The 21,014-nt window shown below is 73.4% G+C and carries 21 protein-coding genes; 7 read left to right on the forward strand and 14 right to left on the reverse strand.

Annotation, left to right across the window (positions count from 1 at the left end; translation table 11 throughout):
- Nucleotides 1-311: RNA polymerase sigma factor (locus tag E1300_RS52910; RefSeq protein WP_242619568.1), on the reverse strand; the 311-nt coding region annotated here is incomplete at its 3' end.
- A 48-nt stretch (nt 312-359) separates the two neighbouring features.
- On the reverse strand, nt 360-1,508 hold the full coding sequence (locus tag E1300_RS34410) for a S8 family peptidase (RefSeq protein ID WP_242619569.1): 1,149 nt from the start codon (nt 1,506-1,508) through the stop codon (nt 360-362).
- A gap of 350 nt (nt 1,509-1,858) precedes the next feature.
- Between E1300_RS34410 and E1300_RS34415 the strand changes: the two genes are divergently transcribed.
- Complete coding sequence (locus E1300_RS34415) at nt 1,859-2,353, forward strand: DUF3145 domain-containing protein (RefSeq protein ID WP_131761288.1); 495 nt, start codon at nt 1,859-1,861, stop codon at nt 2,351-2,353.
- A gap of 512 nt (nt 2,354-2,865) precedes the next feature.
- On the opposite strand, the gene E1300_RS34420 is transcribed toward E1300_RS34415, so the two are convergent.
- The 10 genes from E1300_RS34420 to E1300_RS34465 form a co-directional block, all read right to left on the reverse strand.
- Nucleotides 2,866-4,176, reverse strand: a complete 1,311-nt coding sequence (locus tag E1300_RS34420) for a beta-ketoacyl-[acyl-carrier-protein] synthase family protein (RefSeq protein WP_131761289.1) — start codon at nt 4,174-4,176, stop codon at nt 2,866-2,868.
- Nucleotides 4,177-4,296: 120 nt separating this feature from the next.
- A complete protein-coding gene (locus E1300_RS34425; RefSeq protein ID WP_131761290.1) occupies nt 4,297-4,572 on the reverse strand; it encodes an acyl carrier protein in 276 nt (91 codons plus the stop codon).
- Between the two features lie 56 nt (nt 4,573-4,628).
- The gene (locus E1300_RS34430; RefSeq protein WP_207400114.1) at nt 4,629-5,597 is read right to left on the reverse strand and encodes a beta-ketoacyl-ACP synthase III; all 969 of its coding nucleotides are present in this window, start codon (nt 5,595-5,597) and stop codon (nt 4,629-4,631) included.
- On the reverse strand, nt 5,594-6,511 hold the full coding sequence (locus E1300_RS34435) for an ACP S-malonyltransferase (protein WP_131761291.1): 918 nt from the start codon (nt 6,509-6,511) through the stop codon (nt 5,594-5,596). The genes E1300_RS34430 and E1300_RS34435 overlap by 4 nt, the downstream gene beginning before the upstream one ends.
- Before the next feature lie 109 nt (nt 6,512-6,620).
- Nucleotides 6,621-7,805, reverse strand: a complete 1,185-nt coding sequence (locus E1300_RS34440; RefSeq protein WP_131761292.1) for a PucR family transcriptional regulator — start codon at nt 7,803-7,805, stop codon at nt 6,621-6,623.
- Between the two features lie 184 nt (nt 7,806-7,989).
- Nucleotides 7,990-9,012 (reverse strand): alpha/beta hydrolase, encoded by a 1,023-nt coding sequence (locus E1300_RS34445; RefSeq protein ID WP_131761293.1) that lies wholly within the window; start codon nt 9,010-9,012, stop codon nt 7,990-7,992.
- A gap of 51 nt (nt 9,013-9,063) precedes the next feature.
- Nucleotides 9,064-10,158, reverse strand: a complete 1,095-nt coding sequence (locus E1300_RS34450) for an acyltransferase family protein (protein WP_242619570.1) — start codon at nt 10,156-10,158, stop codon at nt 9,064-9,066.
- 145 nt (nt 10,159-10,303) lie between these two features.
- Entirely contained in the window at nt 10,304-11,263 is a 960-nt protein-coding gene (locus E1300_RS34455; protein WP_131761295.1) for an alpha/beta hydrolase, read from the reverse strand.
- Between the two features lie 137 nt (nt 11,264-11,400).
- Nucleotides 11,401-12,072 carry a response regulator gene (locus E1300_RS34460; protein WP_131761296.1) on the reverse strand — a complete coding sequence of 224 codons (672 nt, stop codon included), beginning with the start codon at nt 12,070-12,072 and terminating at the stop codon, nt 11,401-11,403.
- A complete protein-coding gene (locus E1300_RS34465) occupies nt 12,069-13,355 on the reverse strand; it encodes a sensor histidine kinase (protein WP_131761297.1) in 1,287 nt (428 codons plus the stop codon). Before E1300_RS34465 ends, E1300_RS34460 begins: the two co-directional genes overlap by 4 nt.
- Nucleotides 13,356-13,437: 82 nt before the next feature.
- Between E1300_RS34465 and E1300_RS34470 the strand changes: the two genes are divergently transcribed.
- Nucleotides 13,438-14,460, forward strand: a complete 1,023-nt coding sequence (locus E1300_RS34470; protein ID WP_207400115.1) for a PHP domain-containing protein — start codon at nt 13,438-13,440, stop codon at nt 14,458-14,460.
- Here the strand turns inward: E1300_RS34470 and E1300_RS34475 are convergent, their stop codons facing one another.
- Nucleotides 14,461-15,780, reverse strand: a complete 1,320-nt coding sequence (locus E1300_RS34475) for a 3-hydroxybutyrate oligomer hydrolase family protein (protein WP_131761299.1) — start codon at nt 15,778-15,780, stop codon at nt 14,461-14,463.
- A 266-nt stretch (nt 15,781-16,046) separates the two neighbouring features.
- Here E1300_RS34475 and E1300_RS34480 point away from each other — a divergent pair, with 266 nt between their 5' ends.
- From E1300_RS34480 to E1300_RS34500, 5 genes are read left to right on the forward strand one after another with little or no spacing between them, the layout of a single operon-like run.
- Nucleotides 16,047-16,820: an ABC transporter ATP-binding protein gene (locus E1300_RS34480; protein WP_131761300.1), complete on the forward strand. Its 774-nt coding sequence runs from the start codon at nt 16,047-16,049 to the stop codon at nt 16,818-16,820.
- Nucleotides 16,807-17,520: an ABC transporter ATP-binding protein gene (locus E1300_RS34485; RefSeq protein ID WP_131761301.1), complete on the forward strand. Its 714-nt coding sequence runs from the start codon at nt 16,807-16,809 to the stop codon at nt 17,518-17,520. The genes E1300_RS34480 and E1300_RS34485 overlap by 14 nt, the downstream gene beginning before the upstream one ends.
- A 9-nt stretch (nt 17,521-17,529) precedes the next feature.
- Nucleotides 17,530-18,780 carry an ABC transporter substrate-binding protein gene (locus E1300_RS34490; RefSeq protein ID WP_131761302.1) on the forward strand — a complete coding sequence of 417 codons (1,251 nt, stop codon included), beginning with the start codon at nt 17,530-17,532 and terminating at the stop codon, nt 18,778-18,780.
- Between the two features lie 10 nt (nt 18,781-18,790).
- On the forward strand, nt 18,791-19,651 hold the full coding sequence (locus E1300_RS34495) for a branched-chain amino acid ABC transporter permease (RefSeq protein ID WP_131761303.1): 861 nt from the start codon (nt 18,791-18,793) through the stop codon (nt 19,649-19,651).
- Nucleotides 19,648-20,658, forward strand: a complete 1,011-nt coding sequence (locus E1300_RS34500; RefSeq protein ID WP_207400116.1) for a branched-chain amino acid ABC transporter permease — start codon at nt 19,648-19,650, stop codon at nt 20,656-20,658. The genes E1300_RS34495 and E1300_RS34500 overlap by 4 nt, the downstream gene beginning before the upstream one ends.
- Here E1300_RS34500 and E1300_RS34505 read toward each other — a convergent pair.
- Nucleotides 20,629-21,014 (reverse strand): PucR family transcriptional regulator (locus E1300_RS34505; RefSeq protein WP_131761305.1); only part of this gene is annotated, 386 nt, incomplete at its 5' end. The two genes, E1300_RS34500 and E1300_RS34505, sit on opposite strands and share 30 nt — an antisense overlap.

A 21,014-nucleotide genomic window follows, 5' to 3' on the forward strand; every position in this document is an offset into this window, starting at 1 on the left:
GGCAGCTCCCGCCCCCGCCGGCCCGCCACCCGCGCGCTCTCGTTCCGGGCGGTCGCCGCGAGCCACCCGCCCACCGCGCCCGGATCGCGCAGCCCGTCCAGCCGCTCCACCAGCCGCAGCCACGCCGTCTGCACCACGTCGCCCGCGTCGGCGTCGTCCAGCCCGTGCCCGCGGGCGATCGCCCACAGCATCCCGCTGTACCGCTCGACCAGCCGGGCCCACGCGGCGCCGTCGCCGTCGCGGGCCCGGACCACCAGCTCGTCCGTACCGTCTTGCAGGACCACGAAGTCCTCCTCCCGGAGGTCGTCCACCCTAGAAGGACGGACACCCTCGGTGACGGCACGGTTACCGCATCGTGCTCAAGAGCTGATGATCACCCCGAGGTCCGGAAGGGTGCGGCGCCCCGCCGGATCGAGGACGCGGTCCGCCGCGGCGGCCGCGTCCACACCCTCCCGCGCCGCCACCCCGGCGATCATCCCCGCCACGGCCGGGGCCGCGAACGACGTGCCGCTCCACGTCGCGTACCCGTCGAACGCCGAGCGCGGGCCGCTGAACCGCACGAAGCTGCTCACCACGTCCACGCCCGGCGCGGACGCGTCCACCCACCAGCCGTAGTTGGAGAACCAGGCCCGGTCGTCCCCGTCCAGCGCCGCCACGCCGATCACCGGCTTCAGCGCGGCGGGCCAGAACGGCCGGTCGGACGCCGCGTTCCCGGCGCACGCCACCACCGCCGTCCGGCGGCCGAGCGCGGCGATCGCCCGCGACAGGACCGGCGACGGGCGGTCGTCGAACGTGTGGCAGCCCAGCGAGATGTTCACCACGTCCGCCTCGCCCCACTCCGCGAGCCAGGCCAGCGCCCGGATCACGTCGGCCTCGTCGCCGATCCCGTCCCCGCCGATCACCCGCCGCGCCCGCAGCCGCACGCCCGGCGCGTGCGAGAGCACGACACCGGCGATGAACGTGCCGTGCCCGGCCTGCGCGTCCAGCTCGCGGTCGCGGTCGGCGTCGAGGACCTCCGCGTCCTCGGCGCCGTGCTCGCCGTACCAGTCGGCTCCCTCGTACCAGGGATGCGGTGCCAGCCCCGTGTCGAGGACGGCGACCGTCACGTCCCGCCGCCCTCCGCCCGCCTGCGCCTCGGGCGCGGGCACGGGATCCGCGCGCCGCGGGTGGTCGGCGGGCCCGGACCACCACATCGGCTGGCCCTGGACCAGATGGTTCGGCGACACGCTCAGCCCGCGATGCCGCCCGTCCCCGGCGAGCTGCGCGGCGAGCTCGCACACGTCCACCCGGGCCGGCGCCCGCAACCGCAGCCGCGTGACGCCCCGCTCGTCGTGCCGCGCCTCGCACCAGCGCCGCACCCGGTCCTCGGCGGCCCCGGCGTCGGTCCCGGCGACCAGGATCTGGTCGCGCCGCACCAGCGCGGGCCGCCCCGGCACCACCTCCACCACCACGGCGTCCGAGTGCCGCGCCAGCACCCGCTCCAAGCTCACCTGCTGATCGAACATCATTCCTCGCTCTCACCGTCAGTGACCGCTCCCGCACCCATAGTTCCGAAAGACCTCACGCGCCGCCGCCGAACGCAGGAGAATGCAGAACCACCACGGAGACGTGGCGAAGATCACGAGCAGTGAGCCCGACCCGCAACGCCCGAACCGTCGCGATCGGCTGCCCCGTAGGACGAAGCGCGCTGGCGCCCGACGTCGAGGGGCACTGCAAATTACGCTTCAGCGTTCTACAAACAGGGGACTCACGGTGGTGCGACCCGGGCCGATGATGCACAATGAGGGACGCGGACGCCGTCTTGGGACGTACGAGGCCGTAGGGGAAGACGAGCCTCGGTACAGATCCAGGAGGTCCGGTGACCGCACGTGGCGTTTTTTACGTCCACTCCGCGCCACCTGCGCTGAGCCCGCACATTGAGTGGGCCGCCGCAGGTGTTCTCGGTGTGCCCGTTTCCCTTGATTGGGCCGATCAAGCGGCGGCGCCGGGGACACTGCGCGCCGAGCTTCATTGGGAGGGCAGGCCGGGCACCGCCGCGGGGATCACCTCCGCGCTCCGCAACTGGAAACTGCTGCGCTTCGAGGTCACCGAAGACCCCACGCCGGGCTGCGACGGCGTCCGCTACAGCTTCACCCCGACCCTCGGGGTGTTCACGGGCGTCATCGGAGCCACCGGCGACATCATGGTGCCCGAGGACCGGCTCCGCGCGGTGATGGCGAACGCCGCCGTCGGCAAGACCACGCTGGAGCACGAGCTCGACCGCCTCCTGGGCACGCCCTGGGACAACGAGCTCGAACCGTTCCGGCGTGCCGGCGACGGCGCTCCCGTCCGCTGGCTGCACGCCGCCGTCTGACCGCGCACGCCGTCCCGCCGCGGCCGATCGACGCGCACGTCCCCGCACCGCGCGCGCCAAGACCGCACGAGCACGGCCCCGTGACGCCCTCGCGGCCTTCCGTACCCCCCGACCTGGTACGGGAGGCCGCGCCGAGGTGTCACGGTCCGTTATATACGCCCGCGCTGCGCTCAGCCCCACGCGCCGCGCGCGACACCCAAACGATCAGGTGAGGATCCCGTGCCGCCCGCGCGACCCACGCAAACACGCGCCGTATGGACCTGTTGCTCTGGCGGCACGCAAAGAGGCGCTGGGCTAATGCCGCGTCGGTGCCCGGTTCGGGACGGCCCCGGCCACGCGCGCGAACGCGTTAACTGACCGGGTGAGGCGACGCCGGAGGCGAGCCTCACCCGGGAAGATCGCGAAGCGATGCAGCGTTCGCTCAAGCACGGTCAGGGGGCGAGCCGCCAGGCGAGTCCCCTGGGCCGGGATTGCATTAATACAGCCGCCAGGCGAGCTCCCTGGGCCGGGACTCAGTCAACAGAGCGCTCGAAGGCTACGGAGACGTTGTGGCCGCCGAAGCCGAACGAGTTGTTCAGGGCCGCGGCGGGGCCGTCCTGGAGCTTGCGCGGTTCGCCGCGGGCGATGTCGAGGTCGACCTCGTCGTCGATGTCCTCAAGGTTGGCCGTGGGCGGGACGACGCCGTCCCGCAGCGTGAGGATGGTGAAGACCGACTCCAGCGCGCCGGCGCCGCCGAGCAGGTGCCCGGTCATCGACTTGGTGGCCGTGATGACGACCTTGCTCGCGGCCTCCTCGCCGAGTCCCGCCTTGATCGAGGCGAGTTCGGCGACGTCGCCGGCGGGCGTGGAGGTGGCGTGCGCGTTGATGTGGACGATGTCCTCGGGGCGGAGGCCGGCGTCGTCCAGGGCCCGCCGCATCGCCTTGGCCTGGCCGGCGCCGGTCGGGTCGGGCAGGACGATGTCGTAGGCGTCGCCGGAGTAGCCGCAGCCGGCGGCGATGCCGTGGACCTTCGCGCCGCGGGCGCGGGCGTGCTCCTCCGACTCCAGGATCATCACGGCGGCGCCCTCGCCGAGGACGAACCCGTCGCGGTTCTTGTCGTAGGGGCGGGACGCGCGCTGCGGCTCGTCGTTGCGGGTGGACATGGCGCGCATGGCGCCGAAGGAGGCCATCTGGAGCGGGTGGATGCAGGACTCGGTGCCGCCGCAGATGACGACGTCGGCGCGGCCGGTGCGGATCATGTCGATGGCGTAGCCGACGGCCTCGGCGCTGGACGCGCAGGCGCTGACGAGGGCGTGCGAGCCGGCCATGGCGCCGAACTCGATGCCGACGTGCCCGGACGCGCCGTTCGGCATCAGCATCGGGACGGTGAAGGGCGAGACCCGCGACCAGCCCTTCTCCAGGAAGACGCTGTAGCTGTTCAGGGCGGTGTGGAGGCCGCCGATGCCGCTGGACAGCACGACGCCGAGCCGCTCGCCGTCCACGGCGAAGCCGTCCTGCACCCCGGCGGGCTCCTCGCCCTTCATGGACTTGCGGGTGGCGGGCGGGGCGAAACCGGCGTCGGTCCACGCCTCCCGTGCCGCGATCAGCGCGATCGCCTGGCTGCGGTCGAGGCGGCGCAGCTGCTGCTTCGGCATCACCTCGGACGGGTCGACCGCGAGCGTGGCGGCGAACCGCACGGGCAGTTCCTCGACCCCCTCCCAGTCCAGCGGACGGATGCCGGACTCGCCGGCGAGCAGGGCGGACCAGGTCGACGGCAGGTCTCCGCCGAGGGGGGTCGTGGCGCCGAGTCCCGTCACGACGACTTTGGTCTTGCTCGTGCTCATCAGTGGGTGCTCCTTGCGAACGGGAGGGATGGGTCTGGCGCGCCGCCGCCCGGCGGGTCCCCGGTTCCGCTTGGCGGGTGCCGGGTCCGGCCGGGGCGGCGGCGCGCCGTCCCCGCGTCTTTAGCCCTTCAGGGCGGGGTTCTCGCCCTGCAGCTTCTGGACGAAGTTGATGACGTCCTGGACCGTCTTGAGGTTGCGCAGCTCGTCGTCGGGGATCTCGACGCCGAACTGGTCCTGCGCGGCCACCGCGATCTCTACCATCGACAGCGAGTCGATGTCGAGGTCGTCGATGAAGTTCTTCTCCGGGGTGACCTCGTCCTTGTCGATGCCCACGATGTCATCGATGATCTCGGCGAGACCGTCCAGGATCTGCTGTTCGGTGGCGAGTTCTGCCATGTGTCCGTTCTCCTTCATGGGTTGGTCCAGAGCGTTCCGGGCGCAGGAGGACGCGCCTAAGGGATCTGGATGACTTGGGCAGCGTAGGACAGTCCGGCGCCGAACCCGACCAGGAGGGCCGGGGCGCCGGACGGCACGTCGCCGCGTTCGATCATGCGTGAGAGGGCCAGCGGGATGGAGGCCGCCGAAGTGTTGCCGGAGTGGACGATGTCGTCGGCCACGATGGCGTTGGAGGCCTTGACCTTGCGCGCGACGGCCTCGACGATCCGCAGGTTGGCCTGGTGCGGGACGATCGCGGCGAGGTCGGCCGGCGCGATTCCGGCGCGCTCGCACGCCTCCAGGGCGATGGGCGCGATGGCGCCGGTCGCCCAGCGGAAGACCGCCTGTCCCTCCTGCTGGATGAACGAGTGCCGGTCCGGGATGATGATCTTGTCGAAGCCGTCGCCGGCGCTGCCCCACACGACGGGGCCGATGCCGGGGGCGTCGCTGGCGGTCACGACGGCGGCGCCCGCGCCGTCCGCGAAGATGATGCAGGTGGAGCGGTCGGTCCAGTCGAGCCACTGGGACATCTTCTCGGAGCCGATCACCAGCACGTTGCGGGCGCTGCCGGCCCGGACGGCGGCGCTCGCGGTGGCGAGGGCGTAGCAGAAGCCCGCGCAGGCGGCGTTGAGGTCGAACGCGCCGGGCGCGTCGATGCCGAGGCGGTGCGCGACCGCGGGGGCGTGGCTCGGCATCGGGGACTCGGCGGAGCAGGTGGTGAGGATCACGAGGTCGATGTCGCCGGGGGCGAGGCCGCTGTTGGCGAGCGCCTTGCCGCCGGCGTGCACGGCGAGCTCAACGATGCCCTCGTCGTCGCCGGCGATGCGGCGCTCCGCGATGCCGACGCGGCTGCGGATCCACTCGTCGCTGGTGTCGACGGTCCGGGCGAGCTCGTCGTTGGTGACGACCCGGGCGGGGCGGTAGTCGCCGAACGCCATGATGCGGGCGCCGGCGGTCGCCTCCGGTATGCGCAGTGCGACGGTCATGAGGCGTGGGCCTTGATCAGCTCGCGGGCCTTGTCCAGGTCCTCGGGGGTCTTCAGGGCGACCAGCTCGACGCCCTTCAGCTCGCGGCGGGCGAGGCCCGCCAGCGTGCCGGCGGGGGGCAGCTCGATGATGGCAGTGACGCCGATCTCCCGCATGGTCGCCATGCAGGCGTCCCAGCGCACGGGGGCGCTGACCTGCTCGACGAGGCGGGCGACGAAGTCGGCGCCGGAGGTGACGGCGGCGCCGTCGCGGTTCTGGAGCAGCGTCGGCCCGGGGTCGGCGACGGGGAGGCCCGGCGCGAGCCGGCTCAGCGTGTCGACCGCGGGGGCCATGTGCTCGGTGTGGAACGCCCCGGCGACCTTCAGGGGCCGGAGCCGCGCCTTGGCGGGCGGCTCCTCGGCGAACGCGGCGAGCGCCGCGGACGTGCCGGCGGCCACCACCTGACCGGCGCCGTTGACGTTGGCGGGGGTGAGGCCGTGCTTGTCGATCGCGGCGAGGACCTCGTCGGCGTCGCCGCCGAGCACGGCGGTCATGCCGGTCTCGGTGACGGCGGCGGCCTCGGCCATCGCGCGTCCCCGCTCCCGGACGAGCACCAGCGCGGCCTCGGGGGACAGCACCCCGGCGATCGCGGCGGCGGCCAGCTCGCCGACGCTGTGCCCGGCGACCGCGTCCGGCCCGGACGCGCCCGGGTACAGCACCTCGTAGGCGGCCAGCGCGGCGGCGACCAGCAGCGGCTGGGCGACGGCCGTGTCGCGGATCTCCTCGGCGTCGGCGGTCGTCCCGTAGCGGACCAGGTCGAGACCGGTGACGGCGGACCACCAGGCCAGGCGGTCGGAGACTCCGGGTATCTCCAACCACGGCTGCAAAAAGCCGGGGGTTTGGGCGCCCTGGCCGGGCGAGGCGAGGAGGATCACGCGACAAGCCTGCCGTCAACGGGTGTCCGCTGCCGATGCGGATCAGCACGAACTTTGGTCACGGGGGTTTGTACGACCCCTACAACCCTTACCCGGAGGCCCGTGACCCTTACTGGGCGCGGGGCGAGCGCGCCGCGAACCGGCCGAGGACGAGGGCGATGCGCAGCGTGAACGCGTTCCGCCCGTCGGTCGGGGCGAGACCGGTCAGCTCGGTGACGCGGCGCAGCCGGTAGCGGACGGTGTTGGGGTGGACGAACAGCAGCCGGGCGGTCGCCTCCAGCGACGATCCCTGCTCCAGATAGGTCGTCAGGGTGTCGAGGAGCGGGGCGCCGGCGGCGAGCATCGGATTGTAGACACCCTCCACCAGGTAGCGGCGGGCCTCCTCGTCGCCGTCGAGGGCGCGCTCGGGCAGCAGCTCGGCCGCGTGGACGGGGCGGGGCGCGTCCGGCCAGCCCGCGGCGGCGCGGAGCCCGGCGACCGCGGCCCGCGCCGACATGGTGGAGTCGTACAGGTCGCCGACCTGGGGGCCGACGACGACGGGCCCGGGCCCGCACTTCGCGGCGACCGGGCGGGCGGCCTCCATCGGGTCGGCCTCGCCGCCCACGATGACGATCACGCGGCGGCCCTGGACACCGGCGAGCACGTCGGCGCGCGCGCGGCGCGCGGCGAGCTGCATCTGGTCGATGGTGACCTCGGGCTCCTCGTCCTCGGGCGTGAACCCCGCGATCACCGTGACGGGCTTGGACGTCCAGCCGAGCGCGGCCGCCCAGGAGTGCATGCCGTCGTCGACCTCGCCGCGCAGGACGGCGTTGACGACGAGGGCCTCCAGGCGGGCGTCCCAGGCGGCGCGGGTCTCGGCCGCCCGGGCGTACACCTGGGCGGCGCCGAACGCCACGTCCCGCGTGTAGCGGAGGATGGCCTCGCGGAGCTGGGCCTCGCCGCCGGGGGCGGCGAGCTCGTCGAGCCGGGTCTCCACCACGTCGATGATCACGCGGATCATGTCGATGGTGTGCTGGAGCTTGATGGAGCGGAGCAGTTCGCGGGGCGCGGTGCCGAACACCTCGCCGGCGATGGCCGGTCGGGTCTGCTCGTTGCTCTTGAACCACTCCACGAACGCGGCGATGCCGGCCTGGGAGACCAGGCCGATCCAGGAGCGCTGGTCCGGGGGCATCCGCCGGAACCAGGGAAGGTGCTCCTCCATGCTGTTGAGCGCCGCCGTCCCGAACGTCCCCATGGCCTTTTCCAGGCGCTGGGTCGTCAGGTCCCGGATCTCGGCCTCGGTCGTGGTGTCCACCTCCTTAGGGTGCCATCAACCTGGTGATGGCCCGTCCCGAAGCGCGAGTTAAGGCACCGTTCTGTGCCCCTCCGGGACAGGTCCGGAACGCGGGCCGTCCCGGTGGAACCGTTCCACCGCGGGACTGGCCTATAGCGGACGGTGCGCGCTTCCCGGCGAGGGCCCGCGTCGGCCTCCGCCGGGATCAGCCGGGGGTGACCGCCTCGGAGTCGCCCAGTGCGATGTTCGTGAGGTTGCGGAGCGAGGGCGAGCCGGGCGCGAGGTAGTCGCTGTGGCCGCCCGTCCCGGCCGCGAACACCCGGGCGCCGAAGCGGTGGGACACCGGGTCCGGGCCGAGGCCGAGCCCGAAGAAGCGGACGTGGGGGACGTCCTCCATCCAGTCGGTCGCGCCGCGTCCGGCCCAGACGCGGGTCCGTCCGCCGAGCGCGGCGGCCGACCAGGCCGTGGTGCCGGGGCTGCCGAACAGGGCGATGTCGGTGACCTCCCGCCAGGCCGCCGCGCCCGTCTCCGTCTCCTTGCCCGCGCCCAGGGCGGCTCGTCCGCAGACCACGGAACCGTAGCTGTGGCAGAGGAGGCTCACTTCGGCGCCACGGTTCGCCTGGTGCAGCCCCGCGAGGAACTGCCGCAGCTCCACGGCGCCTTGCGTGGCCCTCTCATCGGTGAGGACGTCCGTGCTGACCGTCTTGGGGGAGGCGTATCCGAGCCACGCGACCACCGCCAGCCGGGGATCGGGGGACAGTGAGGCCGCCTCCGCGTAGACGGCGCGGGCTCCGCCGCCCGGCGTGGACCACGGCTTGCCCGGCCGCTCGTCGAACGCGGTCAGGGTGGTGTCGGCCCCCGGGACGAGCACCGCCACCCGGCGGGCCCGGGCGAGGTCGCCGACCACCTCGATCGCGCGCCCGCGCCCGCGCGGGTCGAAGTAGAGGAACCGCCGGCCCGGCTCAAGGAACGCGCCGAGGGTGCGCTGCCGGTCGCGGTCGCCGATCCGCTGCGCCGTCCGGAGCGCCTCCTCGACTGCGCCGCGCTCCGCGGCGTACCGCGCGTCCAGCGTCGAGGGCGCCATGGACGGGACGGGCACGGGCGCCGCGTACGGGTCGGCGTGGCCGGTCCCGGCGGTCGTCAGCAGGATCCCGGTGATGGTGGCGGCACAGGCCAGGGCCCGTCGGAGCCGTCGGGTGCGCGGCGAGGTCGTCTTGCGTGGCGGCATCGTCGGTCTTTCTACCATCCGGCGTCGTCCGGCGAGTTCAGGTCGCTCCAGTCAGGGCGTCCTTACCTGAGATGTCCGGGTTGGTCCCGGAGTTCGGGCCCCGGAGCGGCGCAACCGGGCCACGGCGCCGCCCGCGGCGAGCACGAGGGCGAGCAGCGGCAGCCACGCGAACCGTGCCGCGACCCATCCGGGCCGGTCGGGCGCGGTGTGCAGCCCCGGCAGGGTGCCCGCCGCGAGGAACGCGCCGACCGTGACGCCCATTAGGACGGTCTGGTGCCAGAGATAGATGTGCATGGCCGAACGGTTGGCCCCGGCTACGGCGCGCGCCACCCGGGGACGCCGCGTCCACCGGGTCAGCGGGCCGTACAGGAGCAGGGCCAGTCCGGTCTGCGCGAGCCCGAAGGCCACCGCGGCGAGCGTCGGCGGGCTGAGGTTGGAGACGGCGGCGCCCGGGACGCCCACCATGCTCGCCGGATACCCGGCGAAGACGATCAGCGCGGCGGTGGCGGTGGCGCCTCCCGCGAGCAGGACGAGCCCGGCGCGGCGGGAGCGCAGCGCGCCGTCCGCCCAGGCGAGGCCGAGGTAGAACGGCACGAGCCAGCCGGTGAGGACGGTCGCCCAGCCGATCCAGGCGGGCGCTCCGAGGGCGAAGCGGCCGGCGTCGATCAGGGCGGTGGCGGCGACCAGAAGGGCCGCGCCCGCCAGCCCGAGCCGCCGCCACACGGCCGCGATGACGGGGGTGAGGGCGGTCAGCGCCACGTACACGACCAGGAACCACAGCGGGCTGACGACCAGCTTGGCGAGCGCGCGGACCGTCCCGTCGCTGAGCCCCGCCCACCGGAGCCCTTCCGCGGCCGGGAGCCACGCGACCACCAGGACGGGCAGCGGACGGGCGAGCCTTGCCAGGCGCCGCCGCAGCAGCGGGAGCCACGGCTCGTCCGGGCGCAGGCCCTTGCCCGCGGCGTACCCGCCGACCAGGAAGAACACGGCGAGCGTCTGGAAGACCCAGGAGATCGGCGCGAGCTCCGGCATCCCCGCGAGCGGGCTCGCGACCCGCAGCTCTCCGGGCCCGGTCGCGACGAACGCGGTGACCAGCCAGTGCCCGAGCACGACTCCGATGATCGCCAGTGCCCGCAACGCGTCCACGGCCCGATCCCGCCCACCACCACCCGCCGACGCCTCCGAAGCCCTCGTGTCGCTCACACGGGCAGACGTGGGCGCATCGGCCGACCTGCCGGGTACGGCGGACCCGGGCGCGTCGGCAGGCCGGCGGGGGCGGGGCTGGGAAAGGTCAAGCATGGGTGACCTCCGCGTTGTGGCCGAGGGCGATCAGGGTGAGGTTGCGGAGGGCGGTCGAGCCGGGCTTCAGGTAGGCGCTGTGCGGGCCCGATCCGGCGTCGAACCGCAGGGCGCCGAAGGCGGGGGAGGCGGGGTCCGCGCCGAACCCGATCCCGGCCACCCGGACCTTCGGGACGTACTTCGTCCAGTCGCCGCTCGACCGGCCCGCCCAGACGCGCGCCCGGGTACCGAGCGACGCGGCGTTCTTCGCGGTGGTCCCGGGGCTGCCGAACAGGGCGATCTCGTCCACCGGTGTCGACGCCAGGCCGCGTGCGGCCTTCGCGCAGACGACCGAGCCGTAGCTGTGGCAGAGCAGAGCGAAGCGGGCGTGCCCGTTCGCGCGGTGCAGGCCGGCGACGAGCCGGTGGAGCTCGCGCGCCCCGGCGGTGGCCCGCGAGGCCGTGAGGACGCCGGTGCTCGGCATCGAGGGCGCGTCGTAGCCGAGCCAGGCGATGACGGCGAGCCGCGTCCCCGGCGCGTCGGCGAGCGCCCGGCGGTAGAGGGCGCGGCTTCCGCCGCCGACGAACTTCCCCGAGTCGAAGTTGGTGAGCGAACTGCCGGCGCCGGGGACGACGACGGCGATCCGGTCGGCGCGCGCCGGGTCGCCGATCACCTCGACCGCCCGGCCGTGACCGCGCGCGTCGAACGACAGGAACCGCCGTCCGGGCGCGAGGAAGGCGGCCAGGGTCCGGACCCGGCCGCCGTCGTGGAGCCGCTCCGCGGTCGCCCGGGCGCGGGCGATCTCCTGCCCGGCCGCCTGGTAGCGGGCCTGGAGGGCGGTGGCCGACAGCGCGGGGAGGGCGGCGGGCGCGGCGTACGGCTCGGCCCGTCCCACCGCGGCGGTCGTCGAGCCGGCCGCCGCGAGGACCGCGGTGACGGCGGCGGTCCGGCGGAGGCGGTGCGCGCTGGGCATGGGCGTCCTTCCTGGTCAGCGTGCGGAGCACTGACCAGGACGCTAGGAACCGGAGGCCGTAGCGGAGATCAACCGACGGTGCGGTCCTCCCGGTGCCACCGCGGTACTACGCGGACGACACCGCCATGCGGGACGCGTCAGTCGCCGGGGCGGACCAGGCCCACCTCGTAGGCGTAGACGATCGCCTGCGGGCGGTCGCGGAGCCCGAGCTTCATGAGGATGCGGCCGAAGTGGGTCTTGACCGTCTGCTCGGCGACGACGAGCTCCGCCGCGATCTCGCCGTTGGACAGGCCGCGCGCCACGAGCGCGAGCACCTCGGTCTCCCGCTCGGTCAGCGCGTCCAGCCGCTTGCGGGACGGCGCGCGGGGCCCGCCCAGCCGGGAGAACTCGGCGATCAGCCGGCGGGTCACCGAGGGCGACAGCAGCGCGTCGCCCGCCGCCACGACGCGGACGGCCTCCGCCAGCTCGCCCGCGGAGGCGTCCTTCAACAGGAACCCGCTGGCCCCCGCCCGCAGCGCCTCGTAGACGTAGTCGTCCAGGTCGAAGGTGGTGAGCATCAGGACCTTCGGCCGGTCGTCGCCGCCGTCGGTGTCCGCGAGCAGCCGCCGGGTCGCCTCCAGGCCGTCCATGACGGGCATGCGGACGTCCATCAGGACGACGTCGGGCCGCAGTTCGGCGACGCGGCGCAGGCCCTCCTCGCCGTTGACGGCCTCGCCGACCACCTCGATGTCGGGCTGGGCGTTGAGCAGGACGCCGAAGCCGGTGCGCACCATGCCCTGGTCGTCCACGATCACGACCCGGACGGTCATGTGCCGTCCTTGGCCCGCAGGGGCAGGGTGGCGGTCACGGCGAATCCTCCCTCGGGGCGGGGGCGTGCGGTCAGCTCGCCGTCCAGCATGACGGCCCGCTCCCGCATCCCGACCAGCCCGTGGCCGCCGCCGGGCGGCGACGGTGTGGGGACGTGGCCGTCGCCGGGGGGACCGTTGACGACGCCGAGCCACACTACGCCGCCGTCGCGGACGACCTCGACGTCCACCCGCGAGCCGGGCGCGTGCCGCATGGCGTTGCTCAGGGCCTCCTGCAAGATCCGGTACACGGTGAGGCCCACGCCCGGTGGGAGTCCCGCGAGGTCGCCCTCCAGCCGCGTCTCGACGCGGAGCCCGGCGTTCCGGGCGTTCTGCACCAGGTCGTCCACGCGGTCCAGGCCCGGCTGCGGGGCGGTCTCGGCGCCGTCCTCGGAGCGGAGGACGCCGAGGATGCGGCGCATCTCCGTCAGCGCGTCCAGCGCCGTCGCGCGGATCTCGGCGAGGTCCTTGCGGGTCTCGTCGGGGACGGACTCGACCTTGTAGGGCGCCGCCTCCGCCTGGATGGCGATCATCGACATGTGGTGCGCGACGACGTCGTGCAGCTCCCGGGCGATCCGTTGCCGCTCCGTCAGGACGGCCGACTCCTCCAGGTGCCGCTGCTCCTGCTCGGCCATCTCGCGCCGGGACGTCTGCCGGACCCGGACGGTGTAGCCGACCACCAGCGGCACCAGCAGCGCCACCGAGGCGCCGGCGCCGGTGGCCGGGTCCTTGATCCAGACGCCGGCGAGCGACAGGAGCCCGACGCCGAGCGTGATGCCGGGGGAGCAGCGCACGGCGACCGTGTACAGGCAGACGAGCGCCGCGAACACGCCCGCCGGCACGTACGGGACGGTCAGCCAGCCGTTGACGTCGACCAGCGCCATGGACACGAAGCTCAGCCGCCACGCGGCGAGCGGGTGCCGGTCGCGGAGCGCCAGCGGCGCGGTCACGGCGACCGCGATCAGCAGCTTCGTGCTCCCGGAGACGTCGAGCCCGCGCCGGGCGGTCTCGGTGGTCAGCAGCGACACCGTCCCGGCGACGAGCCCCACCGTGAGGAGCAGCCCGACCAGGTTCGTGACCAGGCCGTACGGCAGGCGGCCGAGGAGGATGTGGCGCGTCCACCGCAGCGGCACGGGCCACGGCCGATTGAGCGGCGCGGGGTCGGCCCTGCCGGTGAAGGCGGCGGCCAGGACCCCGTCGACCAGGACGTTCCGCAGCAGGTGCGGGGTGGAGGGCTCGCCGGGCATGTGCCCAGGTTAGATAAGCGGCGAAACACCCCGAATGACACCCAGGTGCGACACGTCCGTCATACCTGGGTACCGTCCAAGGGTGGAGCCCGTCGAAGCGCTGCGCCGGATCGCGTTCCTGCTGGAGCGCGCCCTCGAACCGACCTACCGCGTCCGCGCGTTCCGGAAGGCCGCCGACGTCGTCGAGCACACCGATCCGGGGGAGCTGGCGAGGCGCGCCCGGGAGGGGACGCTGACGGACCTGCCCGGCGTCGGCAAGGTCACCGCGCTGGTGGTCGAGGAGGCGCTGCACGGCGAGACGCCCGTGTACCTGCGGCGCCTGGAGGCGACCGAGGGCGAGCCGGTGGACGAGGCGGCGGCCGCGTTGCGGGCCGCGCTGAAGGGCGACCTGCACACTCACAGCGACTGGTCGGACGGCGGGTCGCCGATCGCGGAGATGGCCGAGACGGCGCGCTCGCTGGGGCACGAGTACCTCGCGCTGACCGACCACTCCCCGCGCCTCAAGGTCGCCAACGGCCTGTCCGCCGACCGGCTCCGCCGCCAGCTCGACGTCGTCGCGGAGCTGAACGAGGAGCTGGCGCCGTTCCGCATCCTCACGGGCATCGAGGTCGACATCCTCGACGACGGCAGCCTCGACCAGGACCCCGACGTCCTCGAACGGCTGGACGTCGTGGTCGCGAGCGTCCACTCGAAGCTCCGCATGGACAAGGTCGCGATGACCAAGCGGATGGTCGCGGCCATCGCGAACCCGCGCGTCAACGTCCTCGGGCACTGCACCGGGCGGATCGTCAAGGCCGGGGGGAAGCGAGGCGGGCTGCGGCCGGAGTCGGAGTTCGACGCGCAGCTGGTCTTCGACGCCTGCGCCGCCTACGACGTCGCCGTGGAGATCAACTCGCGGCCGGAGCGGCTCGACCCGCCGAAGCGGCTGCTGCGGCTCGCCGTCGAGGCGGGCTGCCGGTTCTCGATCGACTCCGACGCGCACGCGCCCGGGCAGCTCGACTGGCAGCCCTACGGCTGCGAGCGCGCCGCCCGCTGCGGCGTCCCCGCCGACCAGGTGGTCAACACCCTGCCCGCCGACGACCTGCTCGCCTGGACCCGTCCCTGATCATGCCGTGCGGCCGTCGAGCGGGCACGTGTTCACGACGTCCCCGGACGGGCGGGGCAGCGTGGCGCTCCTCGGCGGCGCCTGGCCCAGCGTCCCCCATGCCTCCAGAGCGGTGAACGCCGAGCGCATGCAGGGCAGCAGGGGACGGAGCCGGTCGGGGTAGGCGTCGTACAGGCCGTCGACGTGGTTGGCGTCTTCGACGCGGTAGTAGCGGTACGGCGCGGTTCCGTGTGCGCGGACCATCGCCGCGTAGACGTCGGAGTCCCGGCTGATCGGGAGCAGGGCGTCGTCCGTGCCGTGCACCGTGATGAGGGGTTTGCGGATGCGGCCGGTCAGCGCGATCCGGGCGACCGCGCGGTGGACGTTCCGGGGTCGTGTCGCGTAGTTGTAGGCGTCCTCAGGCCCTGCATAGCCGGGGTCCAGTTCCTGCCTGTAGATGCGTTGGGTGAGACCCCAGTAGACCTGGTCGTGGTAGGGCCAGAGGAACTCTGAGCCGGGGGCGAGGCCCGCTCGGATAAGCGCCTGATGGGCGGACGGGTCCCCGGTGGAGGCGTACGACGGATACGCCCGCAGGATGGACGGCAGGTAGGTGAACAGGTTCGGGCCGTCCGTCCGCCAGAGGGTGCCCTCCGCGTCGATGCCGCCGTCGTAGAGCTCCGGGTGGTTCTCCAGTTGCCATCGGACGAGGTAGCCGCCGTTGGAGATGCCCGCGGCGATCGTGCGCCGCGGTGCGCGGCCGTAGCGGCGCGCCACCGTCGCCTTGGCGGCGCGCGTGAGCTGGGTCAGCCGGTCGTTCCACTCGACGAGGGCGTCGCCGGGACGGCGGCCGTCGCGGTAGAACTCGGCTCCGCTGTTCCCCTTGTCCGTCGCGGCGTACGCGTAGCCCTTGGCGAGCACCCAGTCGGAGATGGTGACGTCGTTGGCGTACTGGCGGCGGACGCCGGGGGACCCCGCGACGACGAGGCCGCCGTTCCAGCGTTCCGGCAGCCGGATCACGAACTGCGCGTCGTGGTTCCAGCCGTGGTTCGTGTTGAACGCCGAGTCGTCCGGGAAGTAGCCGTCGATCTGGATCCCCGGGACGCCGGACGGGTTCCGCGTCCCGGCGGCGTGCAGCCCGGCGTAGTCGGCCGGGACCGTGTGGCCTGAGCCGACCGTGCCCGCTGTGGTGAGGTCGTCCAGGCAGGCGGTCGCCTGTTTCTCCGCGCCGGGGACGGCGGGTGCAGCGCAGTGTTCCGCCTGCGCGCGCGCCGCTCCGGTGAGGGCGGCAGTGGCCAGGACGGTGCCGAGACCGGCAAACGTGAGGCTGCGAAGGATCGGCATTCCGGCTCCTCGGGACGGGCAGCAGGGGCGTGCGGTGCGGTCATGGTGCCGACGTCCTGTGACCGCGGCCACGTGCGCGGCCCACACATCCACGGGTCGCCGCATGTGGTGGTGCCCGTGACCTGGGCCCGGTGTGGGGCGCATCCGTATCGGCGCCCCCGAATGTGGGGGCGGCTCACATGGTCCGGCCTCCGGCGGCCACCTAGCGTTCCCGGTCACGGCGGCCCGGTGTGGTGCGGGTCACCTCGGAAACGCGAGGAGGGCGCATGGGCGACCCCGTCCCGGACGCGCCGGTGCTGGCGGCGCGCGGCCTGGTCCGGGAGTTCCGCGGCTTCAGGGCGGTGGACGGCGTGAACCTCGACATCGCCGAGGGCTCCGTCCACGCGCTGGTCGGCCCGAACGGCGCGGGCAAGACGACGCTGTTCAACCTGCTCACCGGCTTCCTGAAGCCGACCGCGGGCAGCGTGCGGCTCGGCCCGCACGAGCTGGCGGGCCGCAGCCCGGAGCGGATCGCGCGGCTCGGGCTCGCCCGGTCGTTCCAGATCACCAGCCTGTTCGGCGAGCTGACGCCGCGGCAGCACGTCGAGCTGGCGCTCGCCGGCCGTACCGGGCTCGGCTGGCGGTTCTGGCGCTCGGACAAGGCGCTCGGCCGGTTCGCGGACCGCGCGGACGAGCTGCTCGGCGAGGTCGGTCTCGCCGGGCACGGCGATGTGCCCGCCGGGGCGCTGGCCTACGGCCGCAAGCGGGCGCTCGAACTGGCCCTGGCGCTCGCGCTCGAACCGAAGGTGCTGCTGCTCGACGAGCCCACCGCCGGGATGGGCGCGGAGGACGTCGACCGCACCGTCGAGCTCGTCCGGCGGGTGAAGGCGGGACGCACCGTCGTGCTGGTCGAGCACAACATGAGCGTCGTCTCCAGCCTCGCCGACCGGGTCACGGTGCTCCAGCAAGGGCGGGTGCTGGCCGAGGGGCCCTACGACCGCATCCGCGACGACCGCCGCGTCATCACCGCCTACCTCGGAGACTCCCATGCTGCGCGTTGACGGGCTGTCGGCCTGGTACGGCGAGGCCCAAGCCCTGCGGGACGTGTCCCTGCACGTCGAGGAGGGCGAGATCGTCACCCTCGTCGGACGGAACGGCGCCGGGAAGACTACGCTGCTGCGCTGCCTCATGGGCCTGCACCCGGGAGCGTCCGGGACCGTGCGTTTCCTGGGCGAGGACGTGTCCGCGCTGGGGCCGCACAAGCGCGCGCGGAGGGGCCTCGGGTACGTCCCGGACGATCGGGGCGTCTTCGCGACGCTCTCGGTGGAGGAGAACCTGCTCCTCCCACCGGTACGCGGCGTGCGCGGGCGCGGGGACGGCCCGGAGCCCTGGTCGCTCGACCGGGTGTACGAGACGTTCCCCCGGCTGCGCGAGCGGCGCCGGTTCCCCGGGACGAAGCTGTCGGGCGGCGAGCAGCAGATGCTCGCGCTGGCCCGGGTCCTGCGGACGGGTGCCCGCCTGCTGCTCTGCGACGAGCCCACCGAGGGCCTGTCGCCGCTGGTCGTCCAGCAGATCGGCGGCATCCTGCGCGAGGTCAAGGCCGCCGGGGTCACGGTGCTGCTGATCGAGCAGAACGTGCACTTCGCCGCCACCGTCGCCGACCGCCACCACCTGCTCGCCGAGGGACGGGTCGTCGAGTCGCTCGACAACGACGAGGTCCTCGCGCGCGAGCACGAACTCCTCCAGTACCTCGGAATCTAGGGAGACCCGATGACACTCTTCGGACGCTCGGCCGCGCTCGCGACCGCGGGGGCCGCCGCCGGAGCGCTGCTGGCCGGCTGCGCGGGCGGCCCCGGCGGGGGCGGGGGGAAGATCAGCGACGGGAAGGTGGTGCTGGCGGTGCTGACCGACCAGTCCGGCGTGTACGCCGACCTGTCGGGCCGGAGCAGCGTGGAGGCGGTGCGGATGGCCGTCGCCGACTTCAAGGCCAGATACGGGGACAAGGCCGCCGCGAAGAAGATCGAGGTGGTCGCGGCCGACCACCAGAACAAGCCGGACGTCGCCAACTCGAAGGCGCAGGAGCTCTACGACCGGCAGCACGCCGACCTGATCGTGGACGTGCCGACGTCGTCGGCCGCGCTCGCCGTCGCGACCGTCGCCAAGAACAAGAAGCGCGTGTTCATGGACGTGGGCGCGGCCACGACCGCGCTGGAGGGCGCGCAGTGCAACAAGTACACCTTCCACTACGGCTACAACAGCTACATGCTGGCCCACGGGACCGGCACGGCGCTGACCAAGGACGGCGGTAGGAACTGGTACGTCGTCTACCCGGACTACGCGTTCGGGCAGGACATGCAGAAGACGTTCTCCACGGCGGTGAAGGCGGCCGGAGGGACGGTCGTCAAGGCCGACCCGACGCCCTTCCCGAACGACAACTTCTCCACGTTCCTGCTGAAGGCGCCCGGGCTCGACCCGAAGCCGCAGGTGCTCGGCACCATGCAGGCGGGCGGCGATCTCGTCAACCTGGTGAAGCAGTACAACGAGTACAAGCTGCGGGACAAGGGCGTGAACCTCGCCGCCGGGCTGATGTTCCTGACCGACATCCACTCGCTCGGCCCCGACGCCATGGCGGGCACGCGCTTCACCGACGCCTGGTACTGGAACGGCAGCCAGGGCAACCGCGCCTGGGCGGACAAGTTCCAGGCCAAGACGGGCAAGCGGCCCACGTCCGTCCACGCGGCGAACTACTCGGCGGCCCTCCAGTACCTGGAGGCCGTCCAGCGCGGCGGCACCGACAAGGCCGACGACGTCGTGAAGCAGCTTGAGGGCCACAAGGTCAACGACAGCTTCACGTCCACGGGCACGATCCGCGCCGAGGACCACCTGCTCGTCCACGACGCCTACTTCGCGGAGGTCAAGCCGTCCAGCGAGGTCAAGGAGCCCTGGGACTACGAGAAGATCGTCAGGACGATCCCGGCCGCGGAGGCGTTCCAGCGGCCCGACCCGTCCTGCCGGCTCTGAGGCGGCCGGCGTGCTCCAGCAGGCGTTCAACGGCCTGGTGGGCGGGGCGTTCTACGCCCTGCTCGCCCTCGGCCTCGCGGTCATCTTCGGGATGCTCGGCGTCGTCAACTTCGCGCACGGCGCCTTCTACATGCTCGGCGCCTTCGGCTCGTACGTGCTGCTCGACTCGTACGGCGTGAACTTCTGGCTCGCGCTGATCGCCGTCCCACTCGCCCTCGGGGCGGTGGGCGTGGCGCTGGAGCGGCTGTTCATCCGCCGCCTCGCGCCGCTCGACCCGCTCTACAACTTCCTGTTCACCTTCGGTCTCGCGCTGATCCTCCAGGACCTCGTCAAGCGCGAGTACGGCGTGCAGTCGCAGCCGTACCCGCGCCCGTCCGCGCTCGGCGGCTCGGTCGACCTCGGGCTGTTCACCTACCCCGCCTACCAGGTGTTCGTGCTGGCGGTGTCGGTCGTGGTGTGCGGCGGCGTGTGGCTGGTCCTCGCCCGGACCCGCGTCGGCATGATCGTCCGGGCGGCGACGGAGCGGCCCGAGCTGACCCGGGCGCTCGGCGTCGACGTGGCCCGCTGGGTGACGCCCGTCTTCGGGTTCGGCGTCGCCCTCGCCGCGTTCGCGGGCGTGCTCGCCGCGCCGATGCGGGCGGTGAACCCGCTGATGGGCTCCGACCTGATCATCACCGTGTTCGCGGTCGTGGTGATCGGGGGGCTCGGGTCGGTGTTCGGCTCGGTCGCCGCCGGGTTCGCCGTCGGGCTGGTGTCGGCGCTCGGCAACTACTACGTCCCGTCGCTGTCGCAGACGCTGGTGTTCATCCTCATGGCCGCCGTGCTGCTGTGGCGCCCGGCCGGCCTGTTCGGGCGCGAGGAGGCGCTGTGATCCTCTCCAGACTTGCCGGACGGCCCGCCCCGCTGGCCGTCGGCCTCGCGGCGGCCCTCGTCCTGCCCTGGTTCGTCTACCCGCCGGTGGCGCTGGACATCGCCTGCTGGGCCCTGTTCGCCGCCGCCGTGGACCTGCTCCTCGGCTTCACCGGCCTCCTGTCGTTCGGGCACGCCGCGTTCTGGGGCGGCGCCGCGTACGGGTCCGGGCTCATCGCGGTCCACTCGGGCCTGCCGTTCCCGGTCGCGATCCTCGGCGGAGCCGCGCTCGCCGCGGCCCTCGCCGTACCCATCGGCTACCTGTCCGTCCGGTTGCGCGGCATCTACTTCGCGATGGTCACCCTCGCGTTCGCCCAGATGGTCTACTTCGTCGCCAACCAGTGGCGGGACGTGACAGGCGGCGAGAACGGCCTGCAAGGCATCCCCCGGGAACTGTTCGGGCTCGACCTGTCCGACCCGTTCTTCTTCTACTACGCGGGACTGCCCTTCGTCCTCGCCGGGTTCCTCGTGGCGTGGCGGATCGTCCGCTCTCCGTTCGGCCGGGTCCTCGTGTCCATCCGCGACAACCCGGCGCGGGCGCGCGCGCTCGGCTACAGCGTCGAGCGGTACAAGCTCCTCGCCTTCGTCCTGTCGGCGGCCTTGTCCGGCCTCGCGGGCGGCCTGTTCGCGCTCGGGCACGGCTTCGCGTCCCTCCAGGAGGTCTACTGGACGACCTCCGGGCAGGCCGTGATGATGGTCGTCCTCGGCGGGATCGGGACGCTGTGGGGAGGCGCGGTCGGCGCCGCCCTGGTCGTCGAGCTGAACGACTACCTGGCCACCGCCGGATTCCAGGAGACCGGGATCATCACCGGCGCCATCTTCATCGTCGTGGTCCTGCTGTTCCGCCGCGGCGTCTGGGGCACCGCCCGCGCCCTCCTGGCGAGGAGAGGCGCGCCCCGGCCGGAACAGCGCGAACCGGCGCCCTCCGAAGCCGGACGGTCAGCTGAGACGGTGCAGGCGGAGGGCTAGCTGGAGCTCAAGGGCCCTCTCGGGGGCCTGCCAGCCGTCGCCGAGGAGCCGGGCGACGCGGTCGAGCCGCTGGGTGACGGTGTTGACGTGGATGTGCAGGCGCTCGGCCGTCCGGGACAGGCTCCCGCCGGTCCCGAAGTAGGCCTCCAGGGTCCGGACGAGCGCCGTCCCACGGCGCTCGTCGTAGTCGAGGACGGGCCCGAGCGTCCCGGCGAGGAACCCCGCCACGTCCCGGTCGTCGCCGATGAGGAGGCCGACGAAGCCCAGCTCGTCCGCGCCCGCGCCGTCGCCCCGGCGGCCGAGGGCCAGCAGGGCGTCCGCGCAGCGCTGCGCCTCCCGGTGCGCGCCCGCGACCG

This window comes from Actinomadura fibrosa (assembly GCF_900659615.1).
Lineage (GTDB): Bacteria > Actinomycetota > Actinomycetes > Streptosporangiales > Streptosporangiaceae > Spirillospora > Spirillospora fibrosa.

Excerpts from the sequence above, each read along its gene's own strand:
- E1300_RS34410 (WP_242619569.1), bottom strand. The coding sequence starts at position 1,508 with ATGATGTTCGATCAGCAGGTGAGCTTGGAGCGGGTGCTGGCGCGGCAC.
- E1300_RS34420 (WP_131761289.1), bottom strand. The coding sequence starts at position 4,176 with ATGAGCACGAGCAAGACCAAAGTCGTCGTGACGGGACTCGGCGCCACG.
- E1300_RS34425 (WP_131761290.1), bottom strand. The coding sequence starts at position 4,572 with ATGGCAGAACTCGCCACCGAACAGCAGATCCTGGACGGTCTCGCCGAG.
- E1300_RS34430 (WP_207400114.1), bottom strand. The coding sequence starts at position 5,597 with ATGACCGTCGCACTGCGCATACCGGAGGCGACCGCCGGCGCCCGCATC.
- E1300_RS34445 (WP_131761293.1), bottom strand. The coding sequence starts at position 9,012 with ATGCCGCCACGCAAGACGACCTCGCCGCGCACCCGACGGCTCCGACGG.
- E1300_RS34455 (WP_131761295.1), bottom strand. The coding sequence starts at position 11,263 with ATGCCCAGCGCGCACCGCCTCCGCCGGACCGCCGCCGTCACCGCGGTC.
- E1300_RS34460 (WP_131761296.1), bottom strand. The coding sequence starts at position 12,072 with ATGACCGTCCGGGTCGTGATCGTGGACGACCAGGGCATGGTGCGCACC.
- E1300_RS34465 (WP_131761297.1), bottom strand. The coding sequence starts at position 13,355 with ATGCCCGGCGAGCCCTCCACCCCGCACCTGCTGCGGAACGTCCTGGTC.
- E1300_RS34475 (WP_131761299.1), bottom strand. The coding sequence starts at position 15,780 with ATGCCGATCCTTCGCAGCCTCACGTTTGCCGGTCTCGGCACCGTCCTG.
- E1300_RS34480 (WP_131761300.1), top strand. The coding sequence starts at position 16,047 with ATGGGCGACCCCGTCCCGGACGCGCCGGTGCTGGCGGCGCGCGGCCTG.
- E1300_RS34485 (WP_131761301.1), top strand. The coding sequence starts at position 16,807 with ATGCTGCGCGTTGACGGGCTGTCGGCCTGGTACGGCGAGGCCCAAGCC.
- E1300_RS34490 (WP_131761302.1), top strand. The coding sequence starts at position 17,530 with ATGACACTCTTCGGACGCTCGGCCGCGCTCGCGACCGCGGGGGCCGCC.